We start from the raw sequence: 14,422 nt of genomic DNA, 5'->3' as shown, positions 1-14,422 counted from the left end.
TTGATCAGCTCAGGGCGCAGCGGTATATTTTTAAGAAAGCCTGCGCAAGGGCGACATCCTGAGATGAATTGATGAACGTTGAACATAAGCAGCAATCAGATGAGCTGATACGGACACTTGAAGCCGCCATGGATGCGCTGGCAAGCACAATCGCCGGGAACCATGAGATCGTTCTGCACGATCTGACCAAACCGGCCGCCTCCGTCCATAAAATTATCAATGGCCATGTCAGCGGAAGGAAGAAAGGTGACAGCCTGTTATCCGGCCCGGATAAAGATACCGGTTTTGCCGGGTTGCTTTCCGGCTCAACAGGAAACAACCGGCCCGTCGTAATAAAAAATTATAAAACAGTCACGTTTTCCGGGAAGGTGCTGAACAGCGCGTCGACGATTTATTACAGTGACGCGGGCGAGCCGCTGGTGGCATTTTGCAATAACATCGACGCCACGCCTTATGAAATGATTCGCCAGGGGGTTGATTTACTGCTCAATCATCAAGAACCCTATCCTGATGATAACGCGTTGGCCGTGGACACTCTTCTTGCCCAGACCCTCAACGAGATAATCAGTAAACATACCCTGCCCGGCAAAAAAACCCAGAAAGCCCAGCGCCTGAAAATCGTTAACGATATGCGTGCCAAAGGCATTTTTAAAATGAAAGGCGGGGTTCAACATGCCGCCGCCGCGCTGGGGGTATCACGTTATACCATCTATAACGATTTGGAGGCGTTAAGTGAAGAATAACCATCAGGCTCAATCAATGCGGGTGCCTTTCTTTCAGGTCGATGCATTCAGCCGCCATCCTTTTTCCGGTAATCCTGCGGCTGTCTGTATGCTGGAAAAATGGCTGGATGACACCACGCTGCAACGCATTGCACAGGAAAATAACCTTTCAGAGACGGCCTTTGTTGTCAAAACAGGTGACAGCTATGGGCTTCGCTGGTTTACGCCTGCCGTAGAAGTGGATCTCTGCGGCCATGCCACACTTGCCGCCGCCTGTGTGCTGTTTACCCGGTATGTTCCCCATGCAGAAGAGATCCGTTTCCACACCCGCAGCGGCGAACTGACGGTGAGAGGCAGCGACGAGGGGTATATTTTAAATTTCCCCCTGGTTCATCCCGTGCGGATTGATACGCCACCTGGCCTGCTGGCTGCGCTGGGGCTGGGCTCCGGGCCGGCTGAAATATGGCAGGCGTCAGATATCGTGGTCATCATAAATGATGAAAACGTGCTGGATTCCCTGTCACCTGATTTCTCCGCGTTAGCACAATTCGATACGCGCGGCGTTGTCGTGTGCACGCCGGCTAAAGCGTTTGATTTCCGCTCACGCTGGTTCGGCCCGCAGGTTGGGGTAAATGAAGATCCTGTTACCGGCTCTGCGCATACTTTCCTGGCCCCGCTATGGGGGGAAAAACTAGGCAAAAAAGTGCTGTCTGCCCAGCAAGGCGGTAAACGGAAAGGGGAAATAACCTGCCGGATAAAAGAAAATAATCGTGTGGAATTATGCGGTGAAGCCTGCATAGTGATTGAAGGCGAATTGTTCGTATCATTGCCCCACGGCGATAACGCTTCACGCTGAATTCACAGGCCCCCGGCACTAAGTCATAAAAAACCCGCCATAAAAAAACCCGGCAATGCCGGGTTTTTCAGTTCTGATATCAGGATCAGATATTAACGCCGAAGCCTTTTGCCAGCGCCGACAGGCCGCCTTCATAACCCTGGCCGACCGCTTTGAATTTCCACTCGCCGTTGTGGCGGTAGAGTTCACCGAAGATCATCGCGGTTTCGGTCGCGGCATCTTCAGAGAGGTCATAACGTGCCAGCTCGGTCTGGTCGTCATTGTTCACTGCACGGATAAACGCGTTGGTGACCATGCCGAAGTTCTGTTTACGATCTTCTGCTTCGTAGATCGTCACGGCAAACACCACTTTCTTGGCGGAGGCGTCAACTTTGTCCAGGTGGATCAGCAGTTGCTCGTCATCACCCGCGCCTTCACCGGTACGGTTATCACCCTGGTGCACTACGCCGCCGCAGGCACTGGTTTTGTTGTTGAAGAAGATGAAGCTCGCGTCAGAGAGCACTTTGTCATCTTCGCCAACGATAAAGGCGGAGGCGTCCAGGTCAAAGGCGCTGCCGTCGGTTTTACGTGAGTCCCAGCCGAGGCCGAACAGCACGGTTTTCATGGACGGGGCTTCTTTGGTTAAGGAGACGTTGCCGCCTTTTTTCAGTGAAACTGCCATAATCTCTTCCTTATCGTGAAGTTGAATACGTGCCGCCGCATCGGCGGCACGGAGAAAGCGTTACTCAACGCATTACGCGGCGTTGATGCCAAAGTTGCCGCACAGGGCGGACAAGCCGCCCGCAAAGCCCTGCCCAACGGCGCGGAATTTCCACTCACCGTTGTGGCGATACAGCTCACCGAAAATCATCGCAATTTCCGTGGAGCTGTCTTCCTGCAAATCATAACGTGTGACTTCGTTTTTACTTTCGGCATTGACCAGGCGGATAAAGGCGTTGCTGACCTGGCCAAAGTTCTGGCGACGGGTATTGGCGTCATGGATGGTGACGGTAAACACGATCTTATCCACGTTCGCCGGCACCAGGCCGAGGTCCACCAGCAGCGTTTCGTCATCGCCATCGCCCGCGCCGGTGCGGTTATCCCCCTGATGCACGACAGAACCACAGCTTGAACGCAGGTTGTTGTAAAAAATAAAGTCGTTGTCCTGCGCCACTTTGCCGTTGGCCTGCAACAGGAACGCTGAGGCATCAAGGTCAAAATCCTGGCCATCCGTTGACCGGGCATCCCAACCCAACCCCACCTGGACTTTTTTCAGGCTCGGATCGGTTTTACTTAAAGAAACGTTGCCGCCTTTGGAAAGTGATACACCCATGTGGTTCTCCTTTTACTGAGGTGATGGGGAGGCTCCCCCCATCGGATAATGCATTTATCGGCCCAATCAGCCCTGGCGATCGTCTGCCGGCGACTCTTTGCCGGGGAACAGTACGCTGGCCAGAATACCCAGCGCCAGCACACCCAATACCACATACAGGCTGGTGGTGGCGCTGATGCCGTAACCGTGGTGCCAGAGGTGATCGCTGGCGTTCAGGCCGAGTTTGAAGGCGATGAAGAATAGCAGCACGATGACCGCTTTTTCCAGATGCACCAGATATTTGCGCAGCGCTTCCAGCACGAAATAGAGGGTACGCAAGCCGAGGATAGCAAACATCATCGCTGAATAGACAATTAACGGTTCACGGCTCACCGCAATGACTGCCGGTACGCTGTCGAACGCGAACATCACGTCAGACAACTCCACCACGGCCACACACAGCAGCAGCGGCGTGGCATAGCGCGCGCCCTTCTTCACGGTGAACGCAAAACCTTTGTTCTCCGGTTTTGCCAGCTCAGCGCTGACTTCCTGCGAGCTCAGCAGGAAGCGGTTGCCGGCCAGTTTCGGCCAGACCGGGAAGAAACGGCGTACCAGGCGGTTGGCCAGGTGATCGGAGTAGTCTTCGATCTCTTCGTCATCATCACCGGAACGCAGCATCATCACCGCTGTCCAGGCGACAATCACCGCAAACAGCATCTCGACCCACGGGCCGAGCATCAGCAGGCCGGAGCCAATCGCCACAAAAATCGCGCGGAAAATGATGGCCCCGATGATGCCCCAGTAGAGCACGCGGTGGCGGTAGCCATCCGGTACTTTGAACCAGGCAAAGATGGCCATCATCACAAACAGGTTATCGACAGAGAGCACTTTCTCCAGCGCATACCCGGTCACAAACAGGCTGGCCACTTCCTGACCGTGGTGGAAATAGAGGAAAGCGGCAAAGCCCAAGGCTGTTGCCACCCAAAATACCGACCAAAGCGCTGCGCTTTTCAGGCTGATGGCCTTATCGCCGCGGTGGGCCAGCAGGTCAATCAGCAGTGCGGCAACCGCCAGCACCACAAAGACGATGACCGTCTCGGCGGGGAAACCAATCAGGGTAGATTCCATCATTTACTCTCTGTTAAAAGAATTCGTCAGGCTTAAGGCCCAACTCGTTGCAAATCTCAATCAGCGCCCGTTTTTCGGCGTCGTCGAAATTGGCATCACTCTTGGCGATCATCACCCCGAGCCGTACCGCTGCGCGTGCTTCGTCCGGTTTGCTGCGCAATTTGCCGATAATTTTCAGGCACTCAGAGCGGCCGATGTCCAGGTCAAAATCAAATTTCTCTGACAGTTTCTGGAATTCGCGGATCACTTCCTCAGTGCTGAACACTTTCAGCGCATCGCTAATCTCGAAATATTTGACCAGTTTCTGCTTTTCCTGCGGCGTCACCACGCCGTCAGCAAAGGCCATGTAAGTCCCGGCCGCCACACACCCCTGCATGAAGTCTTTGCCTTTATAACGGCTGACTTCAGTCATGAAGGTGTCACGGCCCTGATTGAATTTATTCTTTGCCCAATCAAACATGGTTCTTTCCTCTTTGTTGTTATTTGCTGCTTGTGTGTTATTTACTGCCGGCCCGCCAGTTGAATCCCCAACCGTAGGCTTTATCCATTGGCTCATGGCCGGCAAAGTAGTCGTTCAGACGCTCCACCTTCAGGGTGCCGTTGACGTTTTCCAGGCGGGCAATCGCACACATGTTATGGCGGTTGCCGCCTTCGGTGAGGCGTGTTTCTACCGGCGGCTGCTCCGGCAGTTGCAGGGTAACGACACCGTCGGTTTTCGCCCAGTTCGGCGCGCCTTTGTAGATAAAGGCGAACACCACCACTTCGGCGATCTCATCCCACTGGGCGCCGTTGATGTTCAGCCACTCTCCTTCAGACACCGAACCGGTGCGATCATCCCCTTCCAGATGCACATAAGGGAACTGGTCATAACGGCCGAACCGGTTGCCGAGCGCCTGGATCAGATCTTTCTCGCCGTTCTTCAACCGCACATAAGCCCCGAGGTCGAGGTCAATGGCACCCAGTTTGCTGAAGAAGCCGCCGCCGGTGCCGCGGTTCCAGTTGAGGTTTACGCGGATACGGCCGAAGCCCTGGCTTTTGCTCAGGTTGACCGATTTGGTCAGATTGATGGTGGGCTGTTCTTTGGTCAGCGTGACTTTGCTGAGATTGACCGGCTGCGGTTTGGCGGCCGGGGCCGGAGCGGGTGCAGGCGCGGCCTCTTCCGGCGTGTCATCAATGGTGACGCCATAATGCTCTGCCAGCGGTTGCAGCCCGCCGTTGAACCCCTGGGCAACAAAGCGGAATTTCCATTCGCCGTTACGGCGGTAGAGTTCCCCAAGGATCAGGGCCGCTTCACTGCGCCCGGCCAGGTCAACATCCCCGTTGAGCTGCGGCTGGCCGTTATACTCCACGCCTACCGCCAGTGAACGCAGCGCCTGCACCGACTGGCTGCCTTCCGGCGTAATGGTAAAGGCAACTTTCTGCACATCCGCCGGCAGTGCCGCCAGATTCACGGAAAACGCGCTGACCGCCCCTTCTGTCAGCAGGATCAACGCGCGATCCTGGCTCTGTTTCTGCCCATAAAATACGAAGTCGTCATCCACACGGGTTTTGCCCTGATCGTTCAGGCGAAAAGCAGCCACATCGGCGGCCACGCCACTTTTGATGCGGACAATCACGGTGGTTTCAGGCAGGGCAGCATTGCCGCCGGCGATAAGCTGGGTTGTCATGGTTAGCCCACCAATTCACGGACGATCATCGGGATCATGCTTTCAACGGTGCGGCCGTTGGCAGGCGTACCGTGCGCTTTGAATTGCCAGTCATCCCCATTGCGGGACAGGGACGCAATAAACAGCGCGGTGTGTTCGCCCTTTTGCGCCAGGTTATAGTTCGCCAGCTCTTTTTTCGCCTGATCAAGAATACGCACACCGGCGTTTTCAACTTTGGTGAAGTTCTGGCCGGTAAAGCTGTTTACGGTGAACGCCAGGTGATGGACGTTAGCCGGAACGCGGCGCAGGTTGATGGTGATCACCTCGTCGTCGCCGTCACCGGCGCCGGTGCGGTTGTCCCCGCTGTGGATCACGGAGCCGCAGCTTGATTCGAGTTTGCGGAACCAGACGGTGTCAACCTCACGGCCTGCGTTATCAAGCATCAGGCAGGAAGCGTCGAGGTCAATATCCCCGCCGCCCCCGCCAAACATGCCGAAGATGCCTTTGCTTTTTACCGCGTCCCAGCCTAACCCCACGTGGACAGCAGTAACGGCCGCCCCGGATTCCTTGGTCAATGACACGGATTGATTTTTACTCAGTGAGATAGCCATAGCGAGACTCCTTGCTGTAAAGGTAAGCGGGCTGATTAACCGCCGGCATGGCCATATTATGAATTTTTTATTTCGTGCAACGTCATCGCAGAAATGGGCAAAAATCCGACAATGGCCAGGTAAATAACATGATGCTGGCGACAGTATTACAAGATTTACGTTAACTTGTTTAGGTATGGCCGATTGATTTACATATTAAATGATTATCCTATAAAAACTGACCATCTTTGTAATAGTAATCCTGGAAACTGTCACTGAAGTTACGAATAAACATAGATAAACGTGATGTCATTGTAAATCTATGTAATCCAATCAGTTACTCTTAAAATATTAAGACGAAAACGTTTTAGATCATCTAATTAATTACGAATGTATTCACATGAAAAATGATTTATTCGGCCCTTTCCTATCGCTTTTTCGCCTAAAAATGGAATTTATATTCCAAAAAATAGAATTATCTCTACATTTCTTGACATAATTTGCAAAGAAAAGTAAATAGCGTTGCGCAAGCTGCTAACTATCCCGCCAACTATAAAGATGGACACCACTTCTTAGCGCATTTTTCAGCGGAAAGAAATCATTGTTACAGCTGAGTATAATCCCTGGTACACCCGCCCGAAGGATTTATTTGGTTGGCAGATTATTTTCCTGTTATTGCAGGCAGGGACAACAATGCTAAAAGCCAACAGATACAATATCTTTGACATAAAAATGCAGCTGATTTTTGCCTTTGATTCGCCTGATAGTGTACAGGACGATGAGCGGCAGATTTTGCAGGAAATTCTCCCCCATTGTACCCGCAATTTACCCTTTACCGTCGAGCAGGTTGGCCTGCTGGAAGAGGGGGTTGAGTTGCTGCTCACTATGTCGCCGGGTACGGAAATTTCCATGCTGGTAAATGCGCTGAAAACACACAGTGCCAAACAACTCGGCGAGCTGACCGGCCGCCGCAAATCAGGCTTATGGTTACGGGGTTACGGTGCGCATTCTTTAGGCGAATTGCCGGCCACCGCGGCGACCCTGGCCGCGTTAATCGCCAAAAACCGGCGGGAGAAATAACATCATGATATGGCTGATGGAAGGATTTTCATCACAGCGCACCATTGCAGAAGGACTGCGGCGTGCCATCCGGGAAAATGCCTGGTGCGGCGCACAAGGCCAGCCGCTACAGGTGCTGGCGTCGCATCGCCAGTTCCGCCCGGAAATCACGGCGGCGGCAGACATCGCCCTGCGCGAACCTACGGATCTCACAGAAAAATTGACTTTTATCCTTACTACGGCCAGGCAGTATGGCGTCAGCGTGATCCATACAGGCAAACCCTCGGCCTGGTTTGAACAACACCGGCAGCCTATTGAGGCGGCCGGGATCACCCTGATCACTGGTGTGCGTGACGCCCGCTTCCTGACGCTGGCCGAAGATAAAGCCGCCTTTACTGAGGTGTTGGCGGCACACAACATCCCCCACACCCCGGCGGTGCGGGTGAATACCCTCGGTGAGTTGCAGGATGCGCTGAACACGCTGAAAAGCAGCTGGCCGCGGCTCTGTATCAAACCCAATACCGGTATTTATGGGCTGGGTTACTGGCGGCTGGATGACGATGCCCCCGCCAGCCTGATGCTGAGCGCGCCTGACCAGCGCCGTATCCGCACCTCCACGTATCTCACTGCGCTGGAAGAGAGCGGCGGGCTGAAAGAACCGATGATCGTGATGCCTTACCTGCCGGGGCCGGAGTGCAGTATTGATCTGGTTGTCGATCGCGGCCGGGTCATTGCCGCTTTGGGGCGGCGTAAAAACGGCGCGATGCAAACGCTGTTTGACCGCGGCGAAGAGATTGAGCTGGCCTGCCGTGTGGCCGGGCAACTGGAGGCGGACGGGCTGATTAATGTGCAGACCAGGGCAGACGATCAGGGCAACCCGCGGGTGCTGGAGTGCAACCTGCGCCCGAGCGGCGGGGTCGGCTATGGCCTGCACAGCGGCATTAACCTGCCGGCCATGATGATCGCCCAGCGCCTCGGCCTGCCCCTGCCGTCCCAACAACTGCGCCATACCACGGTGCGTATTGTTGACGAAGCCATCCCGGTTACTGCCAGTGAGTCACACCATGCATAATCCTTACGGCCATGAAGAACATTTTCAGGCACAGTTGCCGTCCGGCACCATGTCACTCGACCTGTTCTGCCGGCCGGGCTGGAGCGCCGATACGCTGTTTTCGATGGCGCAACGGCGTAACCCGCGCCGCGCGTTCCTGTTCGTCAGCAAAGTGCTGGGCCGGCACATCCCCTGCCCGCCCAGCCTGATGCGTAAAGCGTTCAGCGACCTGGCGGATCGCATTCCCGCCGGGCTGCCCGGCCCGATCCTGGTCACCGGCATGGCGGAGACGGCCGTAGGCCTCGCCGCAGGTGTCCATGCCGTATTGCGCGCCCGTGGGGAAGACGCAGTGTTGCTGACCACGACCCGCCACCCGCTGGGCGGTGAGCTGCTCTGCCGCTTTGAAGAGGAGCACAGCCACGCCACCGCCCATCTGGTGCACCAGCCTGCTTCTGCGCCCCTGCGCGACAGCGTGCGCCATGCCCGTACGCTGGTGATGGTGGACGATGAAGCCACCACCGGCAAAACGTTCCTCAATCTCTATCAGGCGCTGCACGAGGCGGGGCTGGATCAGCTTGAGCATATCGTGACCGCGACCCTCACCGACTGGTCTGCCGGGGCGCTGGCTGAAAAGGTGGCGCTGCCGGTCACGGCCGTCTCGCTGGCGGCCGGCCAGTGGCGCTGGACAGTGGCGGAGCAGCCGCCGTTGCTGGATATGCCGCAGGTCAATATTACCGCCCGCGGCAGCCAGCCGCTGAACCACCTGGCGGCCAGTTGGGGGCGGATGGGCGTGCGTGATGTGTCACGCCTGCTGCATACGCCCGCGCCCCGGCCGGGAGAGCGTATTCTGGTACTCGGCACCGGGGAGTATGTCTGGCAGCCCTTTATGCTGGCAGAATGGCTGGAGAGCCAGGGTGCCCGCGTGCGGTTCGGCTCTACCACCCGCTCACCGGTGGCGCTGGGGCTGGCGATGCGCAGTGCCTTCAGTTTCCAGGATAACTACGGGCTGGGCGTGCCGATGTATCTCTACAATGTCGATCCTGCTGACTATGACCGGGTGATCCTCTGTTCAGAAACCCCGGCCTCCGCCTGGGATCCCGCCTTCCTGGCGCACTTCCCGCAACTTGAATTCCATGAGGGTTGACATGCCGCACGACCATTTGACGCGCCCGATCATCTTTACCGATCTGGATGACACCCTGTTCCAGACGATGCGCAAAATCCCTGACCCGGATGAGCAGGCCAAATCACAACCCGGCGCGCTGGATCGGGAACTGGCACCGCGCAGCTTTATGATGGCGCGGCAGGCTAATCTGGTGCAGTGGATGCTGGCGCAAGCGGAAACCATCCCGGTGACCGCCCGCGGCACGGATGAACTGGCCAGGGTCTGCATTCCGTTCGACTCTTATGCCGTCACCACCCACGGCGCGGTGATTTTAACCCCGCAGGGTGAGCCGGATGCCGCCTGGCAACACCACATCACCACGTCGCTGGCCCCTTACCAGCCGCGCCTTGCTGCGCTGGCGCAACACCTTGACACCATGCTGGCCGATCCGCAGGCGGTGGATGCGGCGTTGCCGGTGGAACCGGGCTGGTGCCGGATGAATGAAGAGTACGGCATTCCTATCTATCTGGTGATGAAAGTAAGAAACAGCGTGCACCTTGAGGCGCTGAACCGCTATGCGGATTGGGTGGCAGAGACGTTTGATCTGGATGGCTTTTATGTCCACCGGAACGGGAATAATGTTGCCTGGCTGCCGGAGTGCATCGACAAGGGCCATGCCGTGCGCTTTTTGCTGGCGCAGTTGCGCGCCACGGCGCCGGATCGCCCGGTGCTGGGGTTTGGCGACAGCCTGACCGATTACAGCTTTATGCAGCAATGTGATTTTCTGGCGCTGCCCCAACGCAGCCAGTTACTTGCCGCCCTGCAAAATGGATTGCCCCACCCCACAGCGTAAGGAGAGAGTATGCACGCATCCCATCCCCCTTTTTCCGGTGCCTATGCGCCGGGTGATGTGCAGTTTTTGCTGTCGCCGGTGACGGTGGACTACACCCCGGTGGCGGAGAAAGAGCGCCTGATCCAGCGCGGTGAGAAGCACTATTCTGACATGCTCTCGGAAGAACCGGCCCCGTCGGCGGCGCATCAGGCGATTTACCGGCAGGCGATGGCCCAGTTTGGCCCGCGCCTGGCCGGTGAAGTCGCTGCGTTGGCGCTGGGGCTGGCAACCCAGATCAGCGCCCGGCCGCTGGTGCTGGTGTCACTGGTGCGGGCCGGGGTGCCGTTGGGCGTCTGCCTGCTGCATGCCCTGCGTGAACAGGGCATCGAGGCGGTGCATTACGGCGTCAGTATTATCCGCGACCGCGGCATCGATCAGGCGGCGCTGGACTACATCACCACCCGGCACGGCAGTGAGGGCGTGGTGTTTGTGGATGGCTGGACCGGCAAAGGGGCCATTTCACGCGAGCTGACCCGTTCGCTGGCCAACTACCCGGCATTCCGCCGCGCTGCGCGTCTGGCCGTGCTGGCCGACCCCGGCGGCTGCGCCTGGTTATCTGCCTCCGGTGAAGACTGGCTTATGCCGTTCGGCATCCTGGGCGCGCCGGTCTCCGGGCTGGTCAGCCGCTCACTCTGGCGCGATAACGGCTTTCACGGCTCAATGTATTGTGAACATCTGCATGAGCATGACGTCAGCCAGGCGTTCGTGGCAGAGATTGACGCATTACGCGCCGCGCAGACTCAGCCGGTGATTGCGGCCCGGCCCGATCCGGAGCAGCGCACCATGCTGCGCCACCTCAGCCAGCGTGTGATCACCATGCTGGCTGAAACCTATCAGGTGGATTCCCTTAACCGTATTAAACCGGGCATTGCTGAAGCGACCCGCGCAGTGATGCGCCGGGTGCCGGAGCATGTGCTGGTGAGCAACCGGAACGATGTGGATGTGGCGCTACTGGTGCATCTGGCAGAGAGTGCCGGCATCCGGGTGGAAGAGGCAGGTGACGCGCTGGGGGTTTACCGGGCCGTCACCATCATCAGGAAAGTGGCCTGACAGGAGAAGACGATGAAACTGATTACGCCAAACGATCTGGGCGCCACCATGTATGTGCCCGCCACCCACCCGGAACTGACGGCCATTGCGCAGGGTAAAAAATACCCGGAGCTGCTGTCGATGGTGATCTGCCTGGAAGATGCGGTGCTGGATCGTGATATCCCGCAGGCATTGGACAACCTGCGCCGGACACTGGCTGTGCTGGCCAACGGCCAAACCGGCGGCGACGGCCCGTTGCTGTTTATCCGCCCACGCCATGCGCTGATGGCGTCAGCGTTAATTCGCGATGAGAGCCTGAGCCTGGCGGCTGTCGACGGGCTGGTGTTGCCAAAATTTACCCTGGATTCGCTGGACACCTGGCTTTCACTGACGGCTGGTACGCATCTGCGCTGGATGCCGACCCTGGAAGATGCGCAGGTGTATGACGTCAGCCGGATGCAGGCACTGGCGGATGCCCTGCAGGCGCGGGCTGCGGATCGGGTGCTGGCATTGCGGATCGGCGGCAACGATCTGATGAGTGTGCTGGGGCTGCGCCGCAGCCGGGAGCATACGCTGTATGAGGGGCCGCTCGGTTATGTGATCAAAATGCTGGTCAGTGTATTTGGTTCGCGCGGCTTCTCCCTGACGTCGCCGGTATGTGAACTGATTGATTCACCGGAGATGCTGCGCCGCGAACTGAAACAGGACATGCTGCACGGCATGGTGGGTAAAACAGCGATTCACCCCAGCCAGATCGCGATTATCCACGGTGCGTTGAAAGTGGCCCCACGGGATTATCAGGAAGCGCTACGCATCCTGAATGCGGACAGCGCGGTCTTTAAGTCTGACGGCGCGATGTGTGAACCGGCCACCCACGTTAACTGGGCGCACCGCATCATTCAGCTGGGGCAGAAATATGGCTATGCTGACCCGTCCGCCCCGGATGCGGAGCGCATTAACCACGTCGGCTAGCCGCGGCTTTCAACGGGCAAAATGATCCAGCAGCGCATCCTGCAACGCCAGCGGCATCACCGTCTGGTGTGACTGGCCGGGATAGAGCATAAAACTGACATGCTCGCCCCCCGGTGCCTGTTGCAGGTGCCGGGCCAGTTCCCTTACGCCGTCCACCATCGCCCGTTGCTGCCGGTGTTTCGCCAGCACTTCACGCTGTTTCTCCGGCAACGCCATTTCGCGTTGCTGAAGCGATTGCTCAAACTCCCCGACCGTTAGCCGCATCTTTTCCGGCCAGACCGGGGACGCCTGTTTCAGGGTCTCTGCCGCCAGTTTGCTCAGGTAACGATCATTCCACCACACCGACGGGCTGGCCGCATAAATATGCTGGAACGCCTGCGGATGGGTCAGTCCGGTATAGACCGCAAACAAACCGCCATAGGAATGCCCGAACAGCGCCTGCTGATGATTGTTAATCGGCCACTGCGCGGCAATGTGTGGTTTCAGCACCGTCTCAACAAAGTGATAAAACGCCTGGGCATTGCCCGGCGCACCCGGTGGGTAAGTGCCGCCTGCGGGGTTGCCCTCCAGCGCGACCTGTTCCGTCGCCGGGCGATAATCCACGTCCCGCCGCGATGCGCCCGGATACCCGACTGCCACAATCACGCCCGGCTGCATTGGGCAGCGTGCGCAGCTGTAAGCCGACATCATGCCGGCCGCCAGCGGGAATGTCGCGTTGCCGTCCAGCAGGTAGATGACCGGCCAACCGTCCGCCGGGGGCTTTTCTTGCGGCACATAAGTCATGATCTGGTAGTCGCCGCTCTGGGTGGGCAAGGTTTCAACCTGTGAACCGGGCAAGGTATAGCCCTTCCCGGCCGCCAGTGCGGTAGTCGTCAGGCAGAGGCCGAGCAGAAGGAAAAGTGCGCGCATGGTGTTGTTCCCTGTGGGTGGGCGGCGGGGGGCAATACAGGGTTAAGGCCGCCCCCTTCCGCGCCACGCGAAAAATGGCCGCCGTAGCAGGGGCGGCGCATCACTGTTTTTTATGCGGCAAAACAGTAGCACAGCGCGCAACCATATTGCTAATAATTATCATTTAGATTGAGCGGGCGACATGCTGAAAATCAAGAACCCTATGATTTCAGGATTCTATAATCCCATAATCACAGGATTACAGGATTACAGGATTACAGGATTACAGGATTACAGGATTACAGGATTACAGGATTATCAATCGCTGGGGTATTGCCGGTCAAGCAGCCCGATTAACGCATCCAGGTTCGTATTGCGCGTGCCCTTGCGCCAGATCAGCCAGATATCGGCCACCGTATTTTCCCCGGTCAACGCATGTGCCGTGACCCGCGCCGCGCCCGGCAGCGTCTGCAAGACGGATTCCTGAATCAAGGCAATACCGGCCCCCGTGCTCACACACGCCAGCATACTGTGGTAAGACTCAATTTCGACAATCCGCTTCGGCTGCACATGGCCCTCATCAAACCATTTCCCTAACCGACGCCGGTAAGAACAGGTGTTACGGAACGCAAAGACCGCATCTTCCGTGACATCCTGCGGGCCATGAATAGGGGCATGATCGCGCGATGAGATCAGTACCATTTTCTCTTTATAGAGCGGAATACCTTCCAGCTCCGGCGGCAGGCTCATCACATCCGTGAACGCGGCAGCATAGCGCCAGTTAATCACACTCTCTGTTACCTCATCCGATAAGCCGGTAAACAGCTCCAGCGTTACTTTCGGGTAGCGGTTGTGGTAGGCGGCCATCACATCCGGCAGGCGAATGGCCGCCGTGCTCTCGACCGCGCCCAGGGTAAACAACCCGCCCGGCTCTTGTCGCTGGATGGAGCGCCTGCCCTCCTCCGCCAGCTCCAGCAACCGGGTGGCGTAGCCCAGGAAATTTTTGCCCTCTGCTGATAAATGGATACGCTGTTTCTCACGGATAAACAGCTGACACCCTAACTCTTCTTCCAGTTGGCGGATGCGGGTCGTGATATTCGAGGGCACTTTATGCAGTTGCCGGGCCGCCCCGGTAATAGAACCCAGCATCGCTGCGGTCCGGAAATACTCCAGCTGTGTGAAGTCCATATTCT

At 57.3% G+C, this 14,422-nt stretch carries 16 protein-coding genes; 8 read left to right on the top strand and 8 right to left on the bottom strand.

The genetic code is table 11. The annotated features are described in order from the left end of the window. Positions 1-71 precede the first annotated feature (71 nt). Entirely contained in the window at positions 72-743 is a 672-nt protein-coding gene (locus JK232_RS06665) for a helix-turn-helix transcriptional regulator (protein WP_101828219.1), read from the top strand. After that, a complete protein-coding gene (locus tag JK232_RS06660) occupies positions 733-1,578 on the top strand; it encodes a PhzF family phenazine biosynthesis protein (protein ID WP_206605013.1) in 846 nt (281 codons plus the stop codon). Before JK232_RS06665 ends, JK232_RS06660 begins: the two co-directional genes overlap by 11 nt. 85 nt (positions 1,579-1,663) lie before the next feature. Here JK232_RS06660 and JK232_RS06655 read toward each other — a convergent pair whose 3' ends face one another. The 6 genes from JK232_RS06655 to JK232_RS06630 all read right to left on the bottom strand — a co-directional run bounded on the left by JK232_RS06655 (position 1,664) and on the right by JK232_RS06630 (position 6,254). Then, positions 1,664-2,239, bottom strand: a complete 576-nt coding sequence (locus JK232_RS06655) for a TerD family protein (protein ID WP_072928239.1) — start codon at positions 2,237-2,239, stop codon at positions 1,664-1,666. Positions 2,240-2,311: 72 nt separating this feature from the next. Then, the gene (locus tag JK232_RS06650; RefSeq protein WP_072928240.1) at positions 2,312-2,890 is read right to left on the bottom strand and encodes a TerD family protein; all 579 of its coding nucleotides are present in this window, start codon (positions 2,888-2,890) and stop codon (positions 2,312-2,314) included. 66 nt (positions 2,891-2,956) lie between these two features. Beyond that, the gene (locus tag JK232_RS06645; protein WP_072928241.1) at positions 2,957-3,997 is read right to left on the bottom strand and encodes a TerC/Alx family metal homeostasis membrane protein; all 1,041 of its coding nucleotides are present in this window, start codon (positions 3,995-3,997) and stop codon (positions 2,957-2,959) included. Between the two features lie 13 nt (positions 3,998-4,010). Beyond that, positions 4,011-4,457 carry a tellurite resistance TerB family protein gene (locus tag JK232_RS06640; protein WP_072928242.1) on the bottom strand — a complete coding sequence of 149 codons (447 nt, stop codon included), beginning with the start codon at positions 4,455-4,457 and terminating at the stop codon, positions 4,011-4,013. A 37-nt stretch (positions 4,458-4,494) separates the two neighbouring features. Further along, on the bottom strand, positions 4,495-5,664 hold the full coding sequence (locus tag JK232_RS06635) for a TerD family protein (RefSeq protein ID WP_101854688.1): 1,170 nt from the start codon (positions 5,662-5,664) through the stop codon (positions 4,495-4,497). Between the two features lie 2 nt (positions 5,665-5,666). Continuing rightward, positions 5,667-6,254 carry a TerD family protein gene (locus JK232_RS06630; protein ID WP_072928244.1) on the bottom strand — a complete coding sequence of 196 codons (588 nt, stop codon included), beginning with the start codon at positions 6,252-6,254 and terminating at the stop codon, positions 5,667-5,669. Positions 6,255-6,965: 711 nt separating this feature from the next. Between JK232_RS06630 and JK232_RS06625 the strand changes: the two genes are divergently transcribed. Genes JK232_RS06625 through JK232_RS06600 form a run of 6 tightly spaced genes read left to right on the top strand, consistent with a single transcriptional unit; the run spans position 6,966 to position 12,341 of the window. Then, positions 6,966-7,313, top strand: coding sequence for a transposase (locus JK232_RS06625; protein ID WP_165698472.1), 348 nt, complete (start codon positions 6,966-6,968; stop codon positions 7,311-7,313). Between the two features lie 16 nt (positions 7,314-7,329). Further along, positions 7,330-8,364, top strand: coding sequence for an ATP-grasp domain-containing protein (locus JK232_RS06620; RefSeq protein ID WP_212588961.1), 1,035 nt, complete (start codon positions 7,330-7,332; stop codon positions 8,362-8,364). Then, complete coding sequence (locus JK232_RS06615) at positions 8,357-9,487, top strand: phosphoribosyltransferase domain-containing protein (protein WP_101854686.1); 1,131 nt, start codon at positions 8,357-8,359, stop codon at positions 9,485-9,487. Before JK232_RS06620 ends, JK232_RS06615 begins: the two co-directional genes overlap by 8 nt. A 16-nt stretch (positions 9,488-9,503) precedes the next feature. Next, positions 9,504-10,301: an HAD family hydrolase gene (locus JK232_RS06610; protein WP_212589010.1), complete on the top strand. Its 798-nt coding sequence runs from the start codon at positions 9,504-9,506 to the stop codon at positions 10,299-10,301. 9 nt (positions 10,302-10,310) lie between these two features. Continuing rightward, positions 10,311-11,390 (top strand): cysteine protease StiP domain-containing protein, encoded by a 1,080-nt coding sequence (locus JK232_RS06605; protein ID WP_072928248.1) that lies wholly within the window; start codon positions 10,311-10,313, stop codon positions 11,388-11,390. Positions 11,391-11,402: 12 nt separating this feature from the next. Then, positions 11,403-12,341 (top strand): HpcH/HpaI aldolase/citrate lyase family protein, encoded by a 939-nt coding sequence (locus JK232_RS06600; RefSeq protein WP_072928249.1) that lies wholly within the window; start codon positions 11,403-11,405, stop codon positions 12,339-12,341. A 9-nt stretch (positions 12,342-12,350) separates the two neighbouring features. Here JK232_RS06600 and JK232_RS06595 read toward each other — a convergent pair whose 3' ends face one another. Together JK232_RS06595 and JK232_RS06590 are read right to left on the bottom strand one after the other, a co-directional pair. Continuing rightward, the gene (locus JK232_RS06595) at positions 12,351-13,250 is read right to left on the bottom strand and encodes an alpha/beta hydrolase (RefSeq protein WP_072928250.1); all 900 of its coding nucleotides are present in this window, start codon (positions 13,248-13,250) and stop codon (positions 12,351-12,353) included. A gap of 297 nt (positions 13,251-13,547) precedes the next feature. Continuing rightward, positions 13,548-14,417: a LysR family transcriptional regulator gene (locus tag JK232_RS06590; RefSeq protein ID WP_072928251.1), complete on the bottom strand. Its 870-nt coding sequence runs from the start codon at positions 14,415-14,417 to the stop codon at positions 13,548-13,550. Positions 14,418-14,422 lie beyond the last annotated feature (5 nt).

The sequence above is a fragment of the Nissabacter archeti genome (assembly GCF_018257325.1).
Lineage (GTDB): Bacteria > Pseudomonadota > Gammaproteobacteria > Enterobacterales > Enterobacteriaceae > Chimaeribacter > Chimaeribacter arupi.
This window is presented reverse-complemented; position numbering and strand designations above follow the sequence as displayed.